This is a genomic window from Agrobacterium sp. A3-95 (genome assembly GCF_053521785.1).
Map to the genome: position 1 here is coordinate 449263 of NZ_JBNWDR010000002.1, position 17233 is coordinate 466495.

The 17233-nt window shown below is 59.4% G+C and carries 19 protein-coding genes and 1 pseudogene; 16 read left to right on the forward strand and 4 right to left on the reverse strand.

Going from position 1 to position 17233, the window contains the following annotated elements; translation table 11 throughout:
- Positions 1–146 precede the first annotated feature (146 nt).
- A complete protein-coding gene (gene secA, locus ACQZ5Y_RS07660; RefSeq protein WP_065659718.1) occupies positions 147–2855 on the reverse strand; it encodes a preprotein translocase subunit SecA in 2709 nt (902 codons plus the stop codon).
- A 243-nt stretch (positions 2856–3098) separates the two neighbouring features.
- Between secA and ACQZ5Y_RS07665 the strand changes: the two genes are divergently transcribed.
- The 6 genes from ACQZ5Y_RS07665 (at position 3099) to ACQZ5Y_RS07690 (ending at position 7264) form a co-directional block, all read left to right on the forward strand.
- A complete protein-coding gene (locus tag ACQZ5Y_RS07665) occupies positions 3099–3962 on the forward strand; it encodes a peptidylprolyl isomerase (protein ID WP_013761725.1) in 864 nt (287 codons plus the stop codon).
- 92 nt (positions 3963–4054) lie between these two features.
- Positions 4055–5296: a bifunctional glutamate N-acetyltransferase/amino-acid acetyltransferase ArgJ gene (gene argJ, locus ACQZ5Y_RS07670; protein ID WP_174060029.1), complete on the forward strand. Its 1242-nt coding sequence runs from the start codon at positions 4055–4057 to the stop codon at positions 5294–5296.
- Between the two features lie 18 nt (positions 5297–5314).
- On the forward strand, positions 5315–6091 hold the full coding sequence (locus ACQZ5Y_RS07675; RefSeq protein ID WP_174060028.1) for a GNAT family N-acetyltransferase: 777 nt from the start codon (positions 5315–5317) through the stop codon (positions 6089–6091).
- A complete protein-coding gene (mutT, locus tag ACQZ5Y_RS07680) occupies positions 6088–6501 on the forward strand; it encodes an 8-oxo-dGTP diphosphatase MutT (protein ID WP_003511235.1) in 414 nt (137 codons plus the stop codon). Before ACQZ5Y_RS07675 ends, mutT begins: the two co-directional genes overlap by 4 nt.
- A gap of 162 nt (positions 6502–6663) precedes the next feature.
- The gene (locus ACQZ5Y_RS07685) at positions 6664–6978 is read left to right on the forward strand and encodes a hypothetical protein (protein ID WP_003511234.1); all 315 of its coding nucleotides are present in this window, start codon (positions 6664–6666) and stop codon (positions 6976–6978) included.
- 94 nt (positions 6979–7072) lie between these two features.
- Entirely contained in the window at positions 7073–7264 is a 192-nt protein-coding gene (locus ACQZ5Y_RS07690; RefSeq protein WP_026330706.1) for a Flp family type IVb pilin, read from the forward strand.
- Between the two features lie 17 nt (positions 7265–7281).
- Here the strand turns inward: ACQZ5Y_RS07690 and ACQZ5Y_RS07695 are convergent, their stop codons facing one another.
- Positions 7282–8163 carry a methyltransferase domain-containing protein gene (locus ACQZ5Y_RS07695; protein ID WP_111803509.1) on the reverse strand — a complete coding sequence of 294 codons (882 nt, stop codon included), beginning with the start codon at positions 8161–8163 and terminating at the stop codon, positions 7282–7284.
- A gap of 144 nt (positions 8164–8307) precedes the next feature.
- Between ACQZ5Y_RS07695 and ACQZ5Y_RS07700 the strand changes: the two are divergent.
- The 4 genes and pseudogenes from ACQZ5Y_RS07700 to ACQZ5Y_RS07715 all read left to right on the forward strand — a co-directional run bounded on the left by ACQZ5Y_RS07700 (position 8308) and on the right by ACQZ5Y_RS07715 (position 10721).
- A pseudogene (locus ACQZ5Y_RS07700) lies at positions 8308–9100 on the forward strand (ComF family protein).
- A 60-nt stretch (positions 9101–9160) separates the two neighbouring features.
- Complete coding sequence (grxC, locus tag ACQZ5Y_RS07705; protein ID WP_003511229.1) at positions 9161–9415, forward strand: glutaredoxin 3; 255 nt, start codon at positions 9161–9163, stop codon at positions 9413–9415.
- Between the two features lie 29 nt (positions 9416–9444).
- Positions 9445–10296 carry a carbon-nitrogen hydrolase family protein gene (locus ACQZ5Y_RS07710; RefSeq protein ID WP_112682464.1) on the forward strand — a complete coding sequence of 284 codons (852 nt, stop codon included), beginning with the start codon at positions 9445–9447 and terminating at the stop codon, positions 10294–10296.
- A complete protein-coding gene (locus ACQZ5Y_RS07715; protein ID WP_003511227.1) occupies positions 10293–10721 on the forward strand; it encodes a DUF1178 family protein in 429 nt (142 codons plus the stop codon). The genes ACQZ5Y_RS07710 and ACQZ5Y_RS07715 overlap by 4 nt, the downstream gene beginning before the upstream one ends.
- Before the next feature lie 82 nt (positions 10722–10803).
- Here the strand turns inward: ACQZ5Y_RS07715 and ubiG are convergent, their stop codons facing one another.
- On the reverse strand, positions 10804–11550 hold the full coding sequence (gene ubiG / locus ACQZ5Y_RS07720; RefSeq protein ID WP_174060027.1) for a bifunctional 2-polyprenyl-6-hydroxyphenol methylase/3-demethylubiquinol 3-O-methyltransferase UbiG: 747 nt from the start codon (positions 11548–11550) through the stop codon (positions 10804–10806).
- 39 nt (positions 11551–11589) lie between these two features.
- On the opposite strand from ubiG, the gene ACQZ5Y_RS07725 reads away from it, so the two are divergent.
- Together ACQZ5Y_RS07725 and ACQZ5Y_RS07730 are read left to right on the forward strand one after the other, a co-directional pair.
- Complete coding sequence (locus ACQZ5Y_RS07725; RefSeq protein ID WP_127966124.1) at positions 11590–11808, forward strand: hypothetical protein; 219 nt, start codon at positions 11590–11592, stop codon at positions 11806–11808.
- Positions 11809–12612: an SH3 domain-containing protein gene (locus ACQZ5Y_RS07730; RefSeq protein WP_003511225.1), complete on the forward strand. Its 804-nt coding sequence runs from the start codon at positions 11809–11811 to the stop codon at positions 12610–12612. It abuts the gene before it with no gap.
- Positions 12613–12680: 68 nt separating this feature from the next.
- On the opposite strand, the gene ACQZ5Y_RS07735 is transcribed toward ACQZ5Y_RS07730, so the two are convergent.
- On the reverse strand, positions 12681–12932 hold the full coding sequence (locus ACQZ5Y_RS07735; RefSeq protein WP_003511224.1) for a DUF2934 domain-containing protein: 252 nt from the start codon (positions 12930–12932) through the stop codon (positions 12681–12683).
- A gap of 281 nt (positions 12933–13213) precedes the next feature.
- Here ACQZ5Y_RS07735 and ACQZ5Y_RS07740 point away from each other — a divergent pair, with 281 nt between their 5' ends.
- From ACQZ5Y_RS07740 to cysW, 4 genes are all read left to right on the forward strand, one after another.
- Entirely contained in the window at positions 13214–14284 is a 1071-nt protein-coding gene (locus ACQZ5Y_RS07740) for an enoyl-CoA hydratase/isomerase family protein (protein WP_174060026.1), read from the forward strand.
- Between the two features lie 173 nt (positions 14285–14457).
- A complete protein-coding gene (gene cysP, locus ACQZ5Y_RS07745; RefSeq protein ID WP_013761718.1) occupies positions 14458–15444 on the forward strand; it encodes a thiosulfate ABC transporter substrate-binding protein CysP in 987 nt (328 codons plus the stop codon).
- 54 nt (positions 15445–15498) lie between these two features.
- Positions 15499–16341, forward strand: a complete 843-nt coding sequence (gene cysT, locus ACQZ5Y_RS07750; RefSeq protein ID WP_013761717.1) for a sulfate ABC transporter permease subunit CysT — start codon at positions 15499–15501, stop codon at positions 16339–16341.
- Between the two features lie 3 nt (positions 16342–16344).
- The gene (gene cysW, locus ACQZ5Y_RS07755; RefSeq protein WP_174060025.1) at positions 16345–17232 is read left to right on the forward strand and encodes a sulfate ABC transporter permease subunit CysW; all 888 of its coding nucleotides are present in this window, start codon (positions 16345–16347) and stop codon (positions 17230–17232) included.
- Position 17233: the final 1 nt, after the last annotated feature.

The following is a 17233-nucleotide window of genomic DNA, read 5'->3' on the forward strand; positions in this document are numbered from 1 at the left end:
AGCAGTTTCCGCAGGATGATCCGGCTCCCATATGGAAAGTGCCGATACCAGTCAACACCCCGACCAGCAGCAATGATCCTGCCCAAACAAAATCGCCCGTAACGCAGGTTACGGGCGATCGATTGCTGGCATAAAGCCCTGGCCTTTTACGCCTGTTCGTAAACGCCGTGGCAGTGCTTGTACTTCTTGCCCGAGCCGCAGGGGCACATTTCGTTGCGGCCGATACGGCCCCAGGTGGCGGGGTTGTTCGGGTCGCGGTCCTCGGCCGGTACGAAAGCGACCGGCACGCCCTGCGCCATCTCATCTTCCCCGGTGACGGGGTCGAGGTGATGCGCGGTCATTTCCGGCAGCTCCGGCTGCTGCGGTTCCTGCTGCACCAGTTCCACACGCATCAGCTGCGCCGTGACGGCTTCACGCAGGTTGGTAAGCAGCGACTGGAACAGCTCGAAGGCTTCCGCCTTGTATTCCTGCAATGGATCGCGCTGGGCGTAACCGCGGAAACCGACGACGGAACGAAGGTGATCGAGGTTGACGATGTGTTCGCGCCACAGATGGTCGATTGTCTGAAGCACGACCGAGCGCTCGACATAGGTCATGATCTCCGGGCCGAAACGTTCCGCACGTTCAGCGGCGTATTTGTCCGCGGCCTCGGTAACGCGCTGAAGAATGTCGTCCTCGGCGATGCCCTCTTCCTTCGCCCATTCCTCCACCGGCAGGTCGAGGTTCAGGAACTGGGCGATACCGGCCTTGAGACCGGAGATATCCCACTGTTCGGCATAGGCATTTTCAGGAATATGCTTGGTGACGAGCGCTTCGATCACTTCGTGGCGCATGTCGGCTGCGGTTTCACCGATATTGTCGGATTCCATCAGCTCGAGGCGCTGCTCGAAGATGACCTTGCGCTGATCGTTCAGCACGTCGTCATATTTCAGCAGGTTCTTGCGGGTCTCGAAGTTACGGGCTTCGACCTTCTTCTGGGCGCGTTCCAGCGCCTTGTTGATCCACGGATGGACGATGGCCTCGCCGTCCTTCAGGCCGAGCTTCTGCAACATGCTGTCCATGCGCTCGGAACCGAAGATGCGCATCAGGTCGTCCTGAAGCGACAGATAGAATTTCGAGCGGCCGGGGTCGCCCTGACGGCCGGAACGGCCACGCAGCTGGTTGTCGATACGGCGGCTTTCGTGGCGCTCGGTCGCGATGACGTAGAGACCGCCGGCGGCAAGCGCCTTTTCCTTGAGAACCTTGATCTCGGCGCGGATGGCCGCTTCCTTCGCATCACGCTCCGGACCCGGCTCCATGCCTTCCAGCTCGCGCTCCAGACGCATCTCGACGTTGCCGCCGAGCTGGATGTCCGTACCACGACCGGCCATGTTGGTGGCGATGGTGACCGCACCGGGAACACCGGCCTGCGAAACGATATAGGCTTCCTGCTCGTGGTAACGGGCGTTCAGAACCTGGAAATCGGTAAAGCCGGACTGGCGCAGCATGTGGGCCAGAAGCTCGGATTTCTCGATGGAGGTCGTGCCGACGAGAACCGGCTGACCACGATCATGCGCCGCCTTGATCTCGGCGATGATGGCAAGGAACTTCTCTTCGCCGGTACGATAAACCTCGTCGTCCTCGTCGATACGCTGGATCGGCAGGTTGGTCGGCACCTCGATGACGTCGAGACCGTAGATGTTGCCGAACTCTTCCGCTTCCGTCGACGCCGTACCGGTCATGCCGGCAAGCTTTGCATACATGCGGAAGTAGTTCTGGAAGGTGACGGAAGACAGCGTCTGGTTTTCCGGCTGGATCTGCACCTTTTCCTTGGCTTCCAGCGCCTGGTGCTGGCCTTCGGAATAACGGCGGCCCGGCATCATGCGGCCGGTGAATTCGTCGATGATGACGATTTCGTCGTTGCGGACGATGTAGTCCTTGTCGCGGGTGAAGAGCTTGTGGGCCTTCAGCGCATTGTTGATGTGGTGAACGATGGCGACGTTTTCGATGTCGTAAAGCGATTCGCCCTTGAGCAGGCCCGCCTGCCGCAGCAGGTTTTCAAGCTTCTCGGTGCCGTCTTCGGAGAAGTTGGCCGAACGCTGCTTCTCATCGATTTCGTAATCTTCCGGCGACAGAAGCGGAATGAAGGCGTCGATGGTGTTATAGAGATCGGAGCGGTCGTCCAGCGGGCCGGAGATGATAAGCGGCGTGCGCGCCTCATCGACCAGGATGCTGTCCACTTCGTCGACGATTGCGTAGTTGTGGCCGCGCTGCACCATCTGGGCGCGATCATATTTCATGTTGTCGCGCAGATAATCGAAGCCAAGCTCGTTATTCGTGGCGTAGGTGATGTCGCAGCCATAGGCCTCGCGGCGCTGGTCGTCATCTAGCCCGTGCACGATCACACCGGTCGTCAGACCGAGGAAACGGTAGAGCTTGCTCATCGTGGCGGCGTCGCGCTGGGCGAGGTAGTCGTTGACGGTAACGACATGCACGCCCTTGCCGGCCAGCGCATTGAGGTAGACCGCAAGGGTCGCCACCAGCGTCTTGCCTTCACCGGTCTTCATTTCGGCGATGGCGCCCTGGTGCAGGATCATGGCACCGGTCAGCTGCACATCAAAGGGTCGCATGTGTAGAACACGGCGCGACGCCTCGCGGGCGACGGCAAAAGCCGGGATCAGCAGATCGTCCAGCGATTTGCCGTCCGCAAGCTGCTGGCGGAACTCCGCCGTCTTTGCCGCCAGCGCGTCGTCGGAAAGAGCCTTGGTGGCTTCCTCCAGCGCATTGATGGCTGCGATCTTGCTTTTATAGGAGCGGACGCGGCGTTCATTTGCCGAACCGAACAATTTGCGGGCTATTCCGCCGAGGCTGACCATCTTACTGGCCCTTTCTGAAATTCCGTTTTCGCAGGCGGTTTTTTCCATCACGCCGATTTCGGCAACAAATGACGGACTTCGCCCTTCAACGTATCTGGACGCGAGGTTGCGTGACAGATAAGAGGGGGGGCAAATGATGTCAACGGTTCTGCCCGTTACAGAATGGCCACAATCCGGTGTTTGGAAGTTTTTTCAGAGCCGGAAACCATGTCTGGAGCCGGCATTGTCCCCGAAAGGTTCAAAATGTTGCGCTATAATAAAATTGCGGCTGCGGTGATTGTGGCCACGCTCGGCCTCCAGTTTCCTGCCTTTGCACAGGAAGACAAGGTTGTCGCCAAGGTTGGCGATCTGGAAATCCACCAGTCCGAACTCGACCTTGCCATGGGCAATCTCGATCCGCAGCTCGCACAGCTTCCCGACGAGCAGAAAAAGGTCGCAGCCCTTTCCGGCGCGATCGACGTCAAGCTTCTCGTGAAGAATGCCAGCGCCGAAGGTCTGGAAAAGACCGAAGACTTCAAGAAGCGCATGGAGTTCATTCAGGACCGTGAGCTGCACAACGCCTATTTCCGCAAGCATGTGGTTGATGCTGTCACCAATGAAGAGGTGAAGGCGCGCTACGACAAGGAAGTCGCAGCCTTGCCGAAGGAAGAAGAAATCAAGGCAGCCCATATTCTGGTTGCAAGCGAAGACGAAGCCAAGGACGTCATCAAGCAGCTTGATGCGGGCAAGGATTTCGCAGCACTTGCCAAGGAAAAGTCGACCGACTCCAACAAGGATGATGGCGGCGATCTCGGCTGGTTCGGTAAGGGCCGCATGGTTCCGGAATTCGAAGAGGCCGCTTTCGGTCTCGAAAAGGGTGCCTACACCAAGACGCCTGTCAAGACGCAGTTCGGCTTCCACGTCATCAAGCTGGAAGACAAGCGCATCGCACCGCCGCCGGCTTTCGAGCAGGTCGAGCCGCAGGTTCGTCAGCTTGTCATGCGTGACAAGTACGTTGCCCTCATCGAGAAGGCAAAGGCTGACCAGAAGATCGAAATCATGGATGAGACGCTGAAGAAGGGCTACGACGAAGCCACGAAGGAACAGCAGGCACAGCCGCAGCAGTAATAAAACCATGTTACGAGGCGGCCACAGGCCGCCCCGCTTCATCTCAGGCACTTCCAAACCTTCCCCGTTTCCAGAATCTCAGGCGCTTTCCCATGTCCGTTGCCGTTTCCCCGCTCGCTCCGAAATCCTATCCCGACATGCCCGCGCTGCGTGGTGTTCGCATGGCGACGGCTGCCGCCGGCATCAAGTACAAGAACCGGACCGACGTTCTGTTGATGGTGTTCGACAAGCCGGCAAGCGTGGCTGGCGTTTTCACGAAATCGAAATGCCCCTCGGCCCCCGTTGATTTCTGCCGCGCCAATCTCGGCGGTGGCGTGGCGCGCGCCGTGGTGGTCAATTCCGGTAACGCAAACGCCTTTACCGGCGTCAAAGGCAAGGCCGCGACCGAATTGACGGCGAAATCCGCAGCCGCTGCAGTCGGCTGCTCTGAAAATGAAGTGTTTCTGGCATCGACCGGCGTAATCGGCGAACCGCTTGATGCCACCAAGTTCGCCGGGGTTCTGGGCGACATGCAGGGCATGGCTGAAGCCGATTTCTGGCAGGAAGCCGCCAAGGCAATCATGACGACCGACACTTATCCCAAGGTCGCGACCCGCACGGCCGAAATCGGCGGTGTCGTGGTCACCATCAACGGTATCGCCAAGGGTGCCGGCATGATCGCTCCCGATATGGCGACGATGCTTTCCTTCGTGGTGACGGATGCCGATATTGATCCGGTCGCGCTGCAATCGCTGCTTTCCGCCGGTGTCGGCCCGACCTTCAATTCCGTGACTGTTGACAGCGACACCTCCACCTCCGATACGCTGATGTTGTTTGCGACAGGTGCGGCGGCTGAGGACGGTCAGGTCAAGGTGACGCGCGCCGATGATGAGCGGCTTTCCTCCTTCCGCGCCGCCTTGAACGATCTCCTGAAAGATCTGGCCCTGCAGGTGGTTCGCGACGGCGAAGGCGCACGCAAGATGGTCGAAGTCACCGTTACCGGCGCGGAAAACGATGTCGCGGCCAAGAAGATCGCCCTTTCGATTGCCAATTCACCGCTGGTGAAGACCGCGGTTGCCGGCGAAGATGCCAATTGGGGTCGCGTCGTGATGGCTGTGGGCAAATCCGGTGAAATGGCCGACCGTGATCGCCTTGCCATCTGGTTCGGCGGCGTGCGCGTTGCCGTCAATGGCGAACGCGATCCGGATTATTCGGAAGCGGAGATCACCGCCGTGATGCGGCTGGAAGACATTCCGGTGAAGGTTGACATCGGTCTCGGTGAGGGCAAGGCCACCGTATGGACGTGCGACCTGACCAAGGAATATGTTGCGATCAACGGCGACTACCGGAGCTGACCGTTGGAGCCGAAGAGAATGCAGGACAATAAAATCGTCAATCTGCCGCTGGTTCGCCGTCTGGAAGCAGTCAGCTTTCGGGCATGGCCGGCCTCGTCGGTGATTTATGACGGTAGCTGGCAAATCCGCCTGACGGGGTCGCATCCATCCAAACGCATCAATTGCGTGGTGCCGCTCGATCCTTCCGATTATGGAAACTGCGCGGTGCGGCTGGAAAAGGCGCGCAAGCGCTTCGAGGATTTCGGCCGTCCGCTGGTGGTGCGCGAAACGACGCTGATGCCGCCGCAGCTCAAGGATTTTCTGGTAAAGGACGGCTGGTCCATGGTTGAGGAGGTCAAGGTCATGACGGTCGATCTCGCTGGCATGGAACTGCCGGAAACGCTGGTCAGTCTGCCGAGCCACGATATTGGCCGTTTTGTCGAGGCGAGTATCAAGGTCAGCGATGGCGACCCGACCCTGCGCCCGGCGATCGCTGAAATCCTCAGTTCGATCAAGCCGACCCTTGGCCTGTTCATCAACGAAGAAGCAGGGGGCAGCGCACTCGCCACCGTTATCTGCGTGCAGGATAACGATCTTGCCGGCATTCTTTCCCTCGATGTCGAGAAGTCGCAGCGGAAAAAGGGCCTCGGCACGCAGCTGCTGGCGTCAGCACTGCGCTGGGCCCGCATCAGCGGCGCCAAAAGCGCCTGGTTGCAGGTCGTCTCCACAAATGCGCCGGCGATTGCACTTTATGAAAAATTCGGCTTCACCGAGGCCTATTCCTATCGCTACTGGCGCAAGGCTGGTGAAGAATGAGCGAAGCGGGCAAAAAAATCCTGCTGGTTGCCGCCTGCGCCCTTCTTGATCAGGACGGCCGTATTCTTCTGGCGCAACGACCTGAGGGCAAGTCGCTCGCCGGCCTGTGGGAATTTCCAGGCGGCAAGGTGGAACAAGGCGAAACGCCGGAGGAGACCCTCGTCCGCGAGCTGGACGAGGAGCTGGGTATCAAGACCAAAATAGCCTGCCTCGCGCCGCTGACGTTCGCCAGCCATACCTACGAGACTTTTCACCTGCTGATGCCGCTTTACGTGTGCCGTCGTTATGAAGGCATGGCCCATGGGCGCGAAGGACAGGCAATTAAATGGGTAAAGCCGCAGGCTCTGCGTGATTATCCGATGCCGCCGGCCGACGAGCCGCTCATCCCCTTCCTTCAGGATTTGCTTTAAAGCGACCTACCTGGCGGGTTCGATCCCCTCGCGCAGCCTGTTGAAAACATCCCGTAACTCCGCTTTACCGTGCCAAAACGAGGCTGTGTTAACAGATCGTTCAGCACCCTCTGGCAGATTGTTAAGCTAAAGAAGCGGTAAACTGCGCGTATGAGGTTGGCTATGAACGAGGATTTCTGGAAGACGGTGGAAGGTCGTCAGTCTTACTCCAACAAATCCCGTCGCACCGGCGTTCTTAATGTCGCGCTGCTTTTCGGGACGGCTGTGATTGCTCTTTCCCTGATCGTCACCCCCATGCTTGCCGGAAAATCATCAACGCGCGTCGCGCAGTTCTCCGACAATTACGACATGATAAGCACCGGCTCCATCAAGAAGACCGATGCTGGCAAGACCTATTCCATCCGCCGCAGCATAACCCAGCCGATGCCCGAGATGCCCTGTGTCGTGACGGGCTATAGCAGCGAGAGCGGTTGCTGATCGTTTACCATCATCGGTAACGGATTACTCATGCCAGTGGCATAGTATAAATTCGATTTTAGCAATATATAATGCCGGTTAGCGTAAGCACCGGATGGCGGATGGAGAATATCCCGTGCTGCATTGTTTTATTCGTTTCTTTAAAGACGAAAACGGCGCGACCGCAGTCGAATACGGCCTGATCGTCGGCGTTATTTCCGCCGCCATCATCGGTGGCGGAACCACCATCGGCAGCACCATCAATGCTGTATTCCAGTTCCTCGCCGATACTTTTGCCAACATCTGAGGCCTGCGCTACGCCTATCAGGAAAGCTTGACTTCGGTCGTCTTCAGGGCATCGGCAAGGCGCATTTTGGCGGAACCAGGTTTCAGCGGTTTCTGCTGGCTCTCGTGCGGTGCCCAGCCTGAGACATAGATGATGGAAAACGTGGCTCTGATCCGCCCGTCCGGATCGGAATAACGTTCGGCGTAAAGCTCCGCTGCCCGCAGGAAAAAAGCGCGGTTGAGCGGTTTTCTGCTGCGGCTTGCCAGCGGATTGGCCATGCCCATGGCGCGCAGATCGCGCATCAGGGGAAAAATCGAGTCGTAACGCACCGTATAAGTTTCCGCGTCGGTGACGGGAAGCGCAAAACCGGCACGCTGCAACAGTGCGCCAACATCGCGCACGTCGGCAAAGGGAATGACGCGCGGGCTGGCGCCGCCGGTCAACTCGGCTTCTGCCGTCAACAGCACATCGCGCAGTTCCTGCAATGTGCCGCTGCCGGGGATGGCTCCGAGAAACAGCCCGTCCGGCTTTAGCGCCCGCCTTATCTGGATCAACGCACCGGGGGTGTCGTTGGTGAGGTGGAGGGCAAGCGGGGAAACAATGAGATTGGCGGAGGCTTCTTCGAGCGGCAGATGCTCCATGGAGGCCACCTGCGGCACATTCCCATCCGTCGCAAAGGAGGTATCCGTCTCGATACGACGGATAGCATCCACCTTGCCCGTCTCAGTCACACGCCGGGCGGTGATGCCCGTCCCGCCGTGCAGTTCGATTGCGGTCTCGAAACGGCGCTCGACGATGGCGAGCCTGTCGGCAAACTCGTCGGCGGCCATGTCGAGAAGAAACAGGGCCTTGTCGTCACGCCGGTTCCACGCCCGGCGGCGATTTTGTTCGATCAGGGCCTGGTCAAAGAGAATATCCATCGTCGTGCCTGCTCGGCCTGTAGCGCCTTTGGGATCGGCGGGCCGCATCGTTGCTGTCATGCCGCTTCGGGCATTGTTTTTCCGGTCAGAGGCCGAAACATATCTCTCTCGCAAAGGCACCCGTTCGGCGCTAAAGTCAACCTCATGGGCGCTGGTGAAGATCTGTTTTCGGGATTGCTGTCGAAGTCCGCGACGGTGTCGGTGGCGGCACGCAGCGTGTTGCACTCGGCCTTTCGCATGGTCTATCCGCCCACTTGCGCAGGGTGTTCCCGCATGACCGGCGGCGAGGGTGCCCTGTGTGCTGATTGCTGGCGGGATGTGGCCTTTATCGATCGGCCTTTTTGTGAGGTTCTGGGCATTCCCTTCGCCCGGGATCACGGCGCGGGCACTGTAAGCGCACAAGCCATCGCCGACCCACCGCCTTTCGACCGTCTGCGTGCTGTTGCCAGCCATGAGGGAACCGCGCGTAAACTCGTACACCGGCTGAAATATCAGGACCGGACCGATCTTGCGCGTTTCATGGCGCTGTGGATGCTGCGGGCAAGCGACGGAACGGTTGATAGGTGCGACTGTATCGTGCCGGTTCCGCTGCATCGCCACCGCTTCTGGCGTCGCCGTTTCAACCAGTCCGCTGAGCTCGCACGGCATCTGGCAAAAAGCCACCGGCAAACCGCTGCTTGCCGGCACGCTGTTGCGCGTGAAGCCGACCGAGCGGCAGGTGGGGCTTTCAGCGCTTGCCCGGCAGGACAATGTGCGGGGTGCTTTTGCAATAGCGCCCGGCCGAAAAACCGATGTTTATGGCAAGCGAGTGGTGCTGGTGGATGATGTTTATACCACTGGTGCAACGGTGGGCGCGGCAAGTCGCGTCTTGCGGAAGGCGGGTGCTACGGATGTGACCGTTTTGACCTTTGCAATGGCCATTTCCGGCCCTATATGAAGCCTGAATGAAACGAGGATATCGTGCGTTTCAGCACACGTTTGCGAGGCTTCGAAATACATGGCACCGGTAACGATCTATACACGGGATTTTTGTGGTTATTGCGCGCGCGCCAAGGCGTTGCTGGACAGCAAGGGCGTCGATTACGCCGAATATAACGCGACGACGACGCCGGAGTACCGGCAGGAAATGATCGAGAAATCCGGCGGAACCACCTTCCCGCAAATCTTCATCAACGGCCAGCATATCGGCGGTTGCGACGATCTGCATGCACTGGAGCGTGCTGGCAAACTCGACGTTATGCTGGCCGCTTAATCGGCTCGATTTTCGATACGGAGGACGTGATGATTTTCAAGGCTGCCGCCATTCAGATGCGCTCGGGTGTCGATGCGGTGAAAAACGCCGCCGATATGGAGCGCCTGGTACGTGTTGCTGCGGCTGCGGGAGCTGTCTATGTTCAGACGCCGGAAATGACCGGCGCTCTCCAGAAGGACAGGCAGGCGCTTCGCGCCCAGCTGCGTGACGACGATGGCGATATCATCGTTGCGACCGCCGCGCGGCTGGCACGCGAACTCGGCATCCATGTCCATGTCGGCTCGACAGCGATTGCCCGCCCGGATGGCAAGATTGCCAATCGCGGTTTTCTGTTTGCGCCTGACGGTTCGCGTATCTGCAGCTATGACAAGATCCATATGTTCGATGTCGATCTCGACAATGGCGAAAGCTGGCGCGAAAGTGCGGCTTACGAACCCGGCGCTGTCGCTCGCGTTGCCGAACTGCCGCTGGGGAAATTCGGCTTTGCGATCTGCTACGATGTGCGCTTCCCGCAGCTTTTCCGGGCGGAGGCACTCGCCGGCGCCGAGGTTCTGACGGTTCCGGCCGCCTTTACCCGCCAGACGGGTGAAGCCCACTGGGAAATTCTGCTGCGTGCCCGCGCCATTGAAAACGGCGCCTTCGTCATTGCCGCCGCACAGGCCGGCCTGCATGAGGACGGGCGGGTCACGTTCGGCCATTCCATCATCATCGACCCTTGGGGCAAGGTGCTGGCAATGGCCGGCGGCGCCGGGGAAGAGATCATTTTCGCAGAGATCGACACGTCTCTCGTGGCTGCCGCGCGCGGGAAAATCCCCAATCTACGCAATGCCCGCGAGTTCGGACTGGACACGGTTATTCCTGCTGGAGGTGAGGCGGCGTGATCCGTTATGCGTTGGCCTGTGAAAAGGGCCATGAGTTCGAAGGCTGGTTTTCCGGGAGCGACGATTTCGACAATCAGTTGCAGCGCGGCTTCCTGTCCTGCCCGATGTGCAATTCCCCGCAGGTTTCCAAACTTCTGATGGCGCCCTCGGTCTCCACCGCCCGCAAAAAAGACGAACGCCAGTCGCTCGCCATGGACACGGCCAGAAAAGAGGCTATCGCAAAAATCCGCGAGGCGGTCGCCAATATCCGCGCAAATGCGGAAGATGTCGGAGATAAATTTCCCGAAGAAGCCCGCAAGATTCACTATGGCGAGGCCGACGAACGCGGCATCATCGGCCACGCGTCTGCCCAGGACGCGAAGGCCCTGATTGACGAGGGCATCGAGATTGCACCGTTGCCGGTGCTGCCCGATGATGTGAATTGAGTTTGCCTACGATTTTGATGACGTCCACCACTTGGGGCGACGTCATCCGTCGTTCATGACCGGAGAATTGGGTGCGCTAGCTTTACGCGGGTCTTTTCGCCAGCATCATGTAGTTGACTTCCATGTCTGGCGAGAGGTTCCAGCGGTCCTGCAATAAGTTGTAGAAGACGCCGGTACGGTGGACGATATCCATGCCGCTGGCCACCAGCGGCCGTTCAAGCTCATCCGGGCGAACCAGCTTCTCATATTGGTGGGTGCCGCGCGGCAGCCAGCGCAATACGTTTTCGGCGGCGAAGATCGCGAGCGCGCGGGCTTTCAGCGTGCGGTTGATGGTGGCGGCGAACATCAGCCCGCCGGGACGCACCATTTTCGCGCAGGTGGTGACGAAGAGATCGACATTGGCCACATGCTCGACCACTTCCATGTTGAGGACGACGTCGAAGGTTTCGCCCGCCTCCAGCAACTGTTCGGCGGTCAGGGCGCGGTAGTCGACGCTGACACCACTTTCACGGGCGTGGGTGGAGGCAATGCCGATATTCTTTTCTGAAGGGTCGGCGCCCACCACGTCCGCGCCCATGCGCGCCACGGGTTCGGAAAGCAGGCCGCCGCCGCAGCCGATATCCAGCACACGCAGCCCTTCAAGCGGGCGGTGCGCCTTCGGGTCGCGGCCGAAATTATCGCAGATGCGGTTGCGGATATATTCAAGCCGCACCGGGTTGAATTTGTGCAGCGGCCGGAACTTGCCCGTCGGGCTCCACCATTCCGCAGCCATCGCGGAGAAGCGATCCACTTCGCTCTGGTCGACGGTCGTCTGTGCGGTTTCGCTCATGGTTATGCTCCATATTGCTGTTGCATTGAAGTCGGATGATTGATCCCCGAAGTCAAGACCGGCGGCACATTCCGTCGGCAAATTCCCGGGTGCTTCATTGCCGCAGGTGGAACTGAAACGGGCTGCGATTTGTTTCATGCTGCGTTCATGGAACGCGGCGTATTTTCCAGTCATGGCAGTATGTGGAACGCATGCTCGTCCATCGAAATTGGTGGACGCCGACAAGGGCAAAGCGGGCTTTTGCTTGAGGAGAAGTAAGTGAAGAAAAAACTGTTTGGCGCAATTGCGCTGGTGGCCATGCTCGCCGCGCCGGCCCTTGCCGAAGCTGCGACTCGCGGCTTTGCCACCGCGAATGTGAATATGCGCTCCGGTCCGAGCACAGCCTATCCGGCCGTGGTCGTGATCCCGGTCGGCGCACCATTGACGGTACATGGCTGCCTGTCCGATACGCCGTGGTGCGACGTCTCTTTCGTCAGCGGTCGTGGTTGGGTCGCCGGTCGTTACATCCAGACGACGTTCAGGCAGAACCGGGTCTACGTTGAGCCGCGTTATTACCGCGATCTCGGCGTTCCCGTGATCACCTTCGAAGCCGGTCGTTATTGGGACCGTTATTATCGTGACCGTGACTTCTACCGCGAGCGTGACCGCTGGCGTCGTCCGCCGCCATCAGGCGGTTACTGGAATGCTGCGCCTCCGCCGCCGCGCGGTGACTGGGAACGCCCGCGTCCGCGCGACGAATGGCGTGATGGCCGCCGGGATGAATGGCGCGATCCGCGTCAGGGCGGTGGACCGAATGACGGCCGCTGGGAGCGCCGTTACGGCGACTGGAACCAGGGTGACAGAAACCGGGGCGACGGAAACCAGGACAGGCCGCGTCGAGATGGTGACCGTCCTCGGTTCGAGGAAGAAAATCGCGACCGCAATCGCGATCGCCAGCCAAATCAGGACGAAGGCCAGCGTCGTCCGGAGCGCCGCCAGTGGGATGATCCACGCCGCGCGCCCGCCTCGGAAAACTTTCAGGGCGGTTGCCGGGTCGGTGATCCCGGTTGCGATCCGCGATAAACAGACAAAGCCCGGCGAGATTTCGTCGGGCTTTTCATTTGCCGGTTCAGATTATCACGAGAGTACTTTTATTTCGCGGTTGCTGCCTTGCGTGCGCGGGCCTTGGGTTTTGCGGGGGCTTCTGCCTCCGGCTCCGCAGCAGCGGTCTTCGGCGCTGCTTTCTTGCGCTGGGCAGGCTTTGTCGCCTCCGATGTCTTCAGCAGCGAAAATTCATGCTTTGCCTGTTCCCAATGGTCCGCGTCACGGCCATGTGGATGGCCTTCCTTTTCCCAAAGTGTATAGGCCCGTTTGCTGATCCACTCTTGTTCCGAAACCTGCATGCTCGTCTCCCGTTGCTGTTGACAACGCCTTTGACAAGGCGACATTCCGCTTGGTCCGGCACACGCTCGACAGGAATCAATGCCGGCATTTCAAACTCCATTACATGCCATGATTTTCCGGGCGTCAAGCAAACATGCTGCATTGCGAAAGCGGATTTCAGGCATTTTACGCGGGTGAAAGCGGTTTGAGCGAAAGACGTTCCTGAAGGACAAGATCAACGTTGCGTGATCGCGCCCGGACCTCCAAGATGGGCTGGTGAACGGTAGCGGAGGAGGCGACCTTGGAAGTTGCAACGGAAGCGGAGACGCAGGTCGTCATCGAGAGACGGGGAGGGGCCGGCATCATCCACCTGAACCGTCCGAAAGCCATCAACAGCCTGACGCTGCCGATGGTTCGTGCCATGCTCCAGGCGCTTCGCCGTTTCGAGGATGACCCTGACGTTTCCTGCGTGGTGCTGACAGGAGAAGGCGACAGGGGGCTCTGTGCGGGGGGTGACGTTCGCATCATTCACGATCTCGGCAAAGCGGGCGATCCGCAGGTGCTGGATTTCTGGCGCGAAGAGTTTCCGCTGAATTATCGTATTGCCCGCTTTGGTAAACCTTATGTCGCGTTGATGGACGGCATCGTCATGGGTGGCGGCGTCGGCATTTCCGCCCATGCCAGCCACCGCATCGTCACCGAGCGGACGAAGCTCGCCATGCCGGAAACCGGTATCGGCTATTTCCCTGACGTCGGCGGTTCCTGGCTTTTGCCCAGAGCGCCGGGCGAATGCGGCACCTGGCTGGGGCTGACAGGCAATGCGGTCACTGCTGCCGATGCGATCTATGCCGGTTTTGCCGATTGTTTCGTCCCTTCTGCGCGCCTTACAGATTTGGTGGAGAATCTATCACAAGCGCTCGATCCTGATGGTGTCGAGGCGGTAATCGGAACTTATGCCGTCGAAGCTGGTGAGGGGGTCCTGTCGGCACACCGTGAGATCATCGACGCGGCATTCCGTTTCGACACGGTCGAGGAGATTTTCGCAGCACTTTCGGAGCGTGACGATACGTTTTCGCGCGAGAGTCTGGAAATTCTCAAAAAACGCTCCCCTACCAGTCTCAAACTAACCCTGAAGCTGCTGCGCCTGGGGCGGGAAAGCGCCAGCCTCATCGAATGCCTCGAACGGGAATTTGCCGCCGGCACGGAGATATTGCGGGGTCATGATTTTTATGAGGGCGTGCGTGCGGCCGTGGTCGACAAGGACCGCAATCCGCGCTGGCGACCGGCACAGCTGGAAGAGGTGCGTGAAGAAGACCTTCTGCCATATTTTACCAAACATTCCGGTAATCTCTTTCCGGAGCACCGCCTTTAGATTGCGCAACGCAAAAGAAATCCGGCTTGCGGACATATATGAAATCATCGCCTTTCGAATTGATGTTGCTTGGGTGAAATTTCTAATACGCTTCTGCTTAACGCACGGCTGTTGCTCGCAGGCGTTGTCACCCCCCGTTATGTTGACGACCATTCGATTTTCCGGGGGTATTCATGAAACGTCTTCTCATCATCGGCACTGCCATTGCCGCTCTTTTTGCAGGTGCGGCGCAGGCGCAGTCTCCGACCACCATTCTCAACGCCTCCTACGATGTTGCCCGTGAGGTTTTCGCAGCCGAGAACGAGGCTTTCATCAAGCTGCATCCGGGTATCACGGTTGATCAGTCGCACGCCGGCACCTCCAAGCAGGCGCGTGCCATCGTTGAGGGTCTGGAAGCCGATGTCGTCACCTTCAACCAGGTAACGGATGTCGATTTTCTGGTGAAGCAGGGTTTCGTTTCCGCCGACTGGCAGAAGGATTTCGCGAACGACGCCTCGCCGTTCTATTCCTTCCCTTCCTTCCTCGTGCGTGCCGGTAATCCCAAGCACATCAAGGACTGGGACGATCTTGCACGTGACGACGTGAAGGTGGTTTTCCCCAATCCGAAGACCTCGGGTAACGCCCGTTACACCTATCTCGCCGCCACGGCCTATGCCAAGGAGAAGTTCAACGGCGACGAGAAGAAGGTTCAGGAATTCGTCAAGAAAATCTTCGACAACACCCCTGTTTTCGACACCGGAGGCCGCGCCGCCACCACCACCTTCGTGGAACGTGAAATCGGCGACGTGCTGATCACCTTCGAAGCCGAGACCCGCGGCATTGCCAAGCAATATGGCGCCGACAAGGTTGAGGGCGTGGTGCCTTCCGTCAGCCTGCTCGCCGAATTCCCGGTCGCCGTGGTGGACAAGGTGGTCGACAAGCGCGGCTCGCGCGAGCTGGCGAAGAGCTACCTCGATTTCCTCTACACCGAAGAGGGCCAGCGCATTGCTGCCGAATTCGGCCATCGCGTTCACAACGAAAAGGTTGTCGGCGAGTTCAAGGACAAGTTCCCGGCCATTCGCCTCGTCAATGTCAATGACGTCTTCGGCGGCTGGAATAAAATCCAGAAAGAGCATTTTGCGTCCGGCGCGACGCTTGATACGCTCTACGGCAGCCGTTAATCACGACGATATGCAACAGGTAAAAGACCCGGCGGGAAACTGCCGGGTCGCTTTATGATGAAATGGGGGCGGGGTTTGAAGCGGAATGTTCTGCCGGGGCTTAAATTGTCCCTCGGCGTTACCCTCACTTACGTCGCCATCATCGTGCTTCTGCCACTCTCGGCGCTGGTGTTCAAGGCGGCGAGCCTCGGGCCAGCCGAATATTGGGCCATTATCTCTTCGCCGCGCGCTGTTGCGAGCTATCGCGTCACGGTGCTCTGCGCTCTCGCCGCGACCTTGTTCAACGTCGTTTTCGGACTGGCGCTCGCCTGGGTGCTGACGCGTTACCGTTTCCCCGGCTGGCGCCTTGTCGATGCCATTGTCGATCTGCCTTTTGCGCTTCCCACCGCCGTTGCCGGCATTGCGCTGACGACGCTGTTTGCGGGTAACGGCTGGTTCGGCTCGGTGCTTGCGCAATTCGGCATCAAGGTTGCCTATACGCCGCTCGGCATCATGGTGGCGATGGCCTTTACCAGTCTACCCTTCATCGTGCGCACCGTGCAGCCGGTGCTCGAAGACCTCGATCCGGCATTGGAGGAGGCGGCGCAATCGCTCGGTGGTTCCGATCTCGAAATCTTCCGCAAGGTCATCCTGCCGCTTCTGACGCCAGCTCTGCTGGCCGGTCTCTCGCTGTCTTTCGCGCGCAGCCTCGGTGAGTTCGGCGCCATCATCTTCATCGCCGGCAACCAGCCGTTTTCAACGGAAATTACGGCACTGCTGATCTTCATCCGGCTGGAGGAATATGATTATCAGGCCGCCGCCGCCATCGCCTCGGTGCTGCTCATCGCGGCCTTCGTGATGCTGGCGGTGACCAATTACCTGCAGGCGCGTGCGCTTCGTTATACGGTGAGGAGCTGAGACATGAGCGCCATTTCCTCGCATCGCAAGCCACCGCGCGTCGGTGACGCGCCCTGGGTTCGCCGCAGCCTGATCGCTTTTGTGCTCGTCATCGGCGCGTTCCTGGTTGTCGCTCCTCTGATCATCATCGGGGTCGAGGCTTTTTCGCAGGGGTGGAAGGTCTATTCAGCGACCATCACCCACCCCGATACCCGCCACGCCATCATGCTGACGGTGCTGACGGCGCTGATTGCCGTGCCGATCAACACGGCCTTCGGCGTCGCGGCCGCATGGGCGATCACCAAATTCGATTTTCCCGGCCGGCGCTTCCTGCTGGTGCTTATCGAGATACCCTTCTCCATCTCGCCGATCGTCGCCGGTGTCGCCTATCTCTTCGTTTACGGGCTGCAGGGGCTGTTTGGGCCGTTCCTCGATGCGCACAATATCAAGATACTCTTTGCACTACCCGGCATCGTCATCGCGTCGATGTTCGTCACGGCACCCTTTGTGGCGCGCGAGCTGATCCCATTGATGCAGGCGCAGGGCCGCGATCTGGAGGAGGCGGCCACCTCGCTTGGCGCATCCGGCTGGCGCACCTTCTTTTCGGTGACGCTACCGAATATCAAATGGGCACTGCTCTACGGCGTCGTTCTGTGCAATGCTCGCGTCATGGGTGAATTTGGCGCGGTGTCGGTCGTGTCAGGTAATATTCGCGGCCAGACCAACACGCTGCCGCTGCATATCGAGCTGCTCTACCATGATTACCAGACGGCCGGCGCCTTTGCGTCGGCCTCCATCCTCGCTCTGCTCGCCGTCATCACCATCATCGCCAAGGTGGCGCTGGAAGGGCGCGGCGCGGGGCGCGGGGCCAAGAAGACCAACGGCGGTGCCGCCATCGCCACGGAGACCTGAT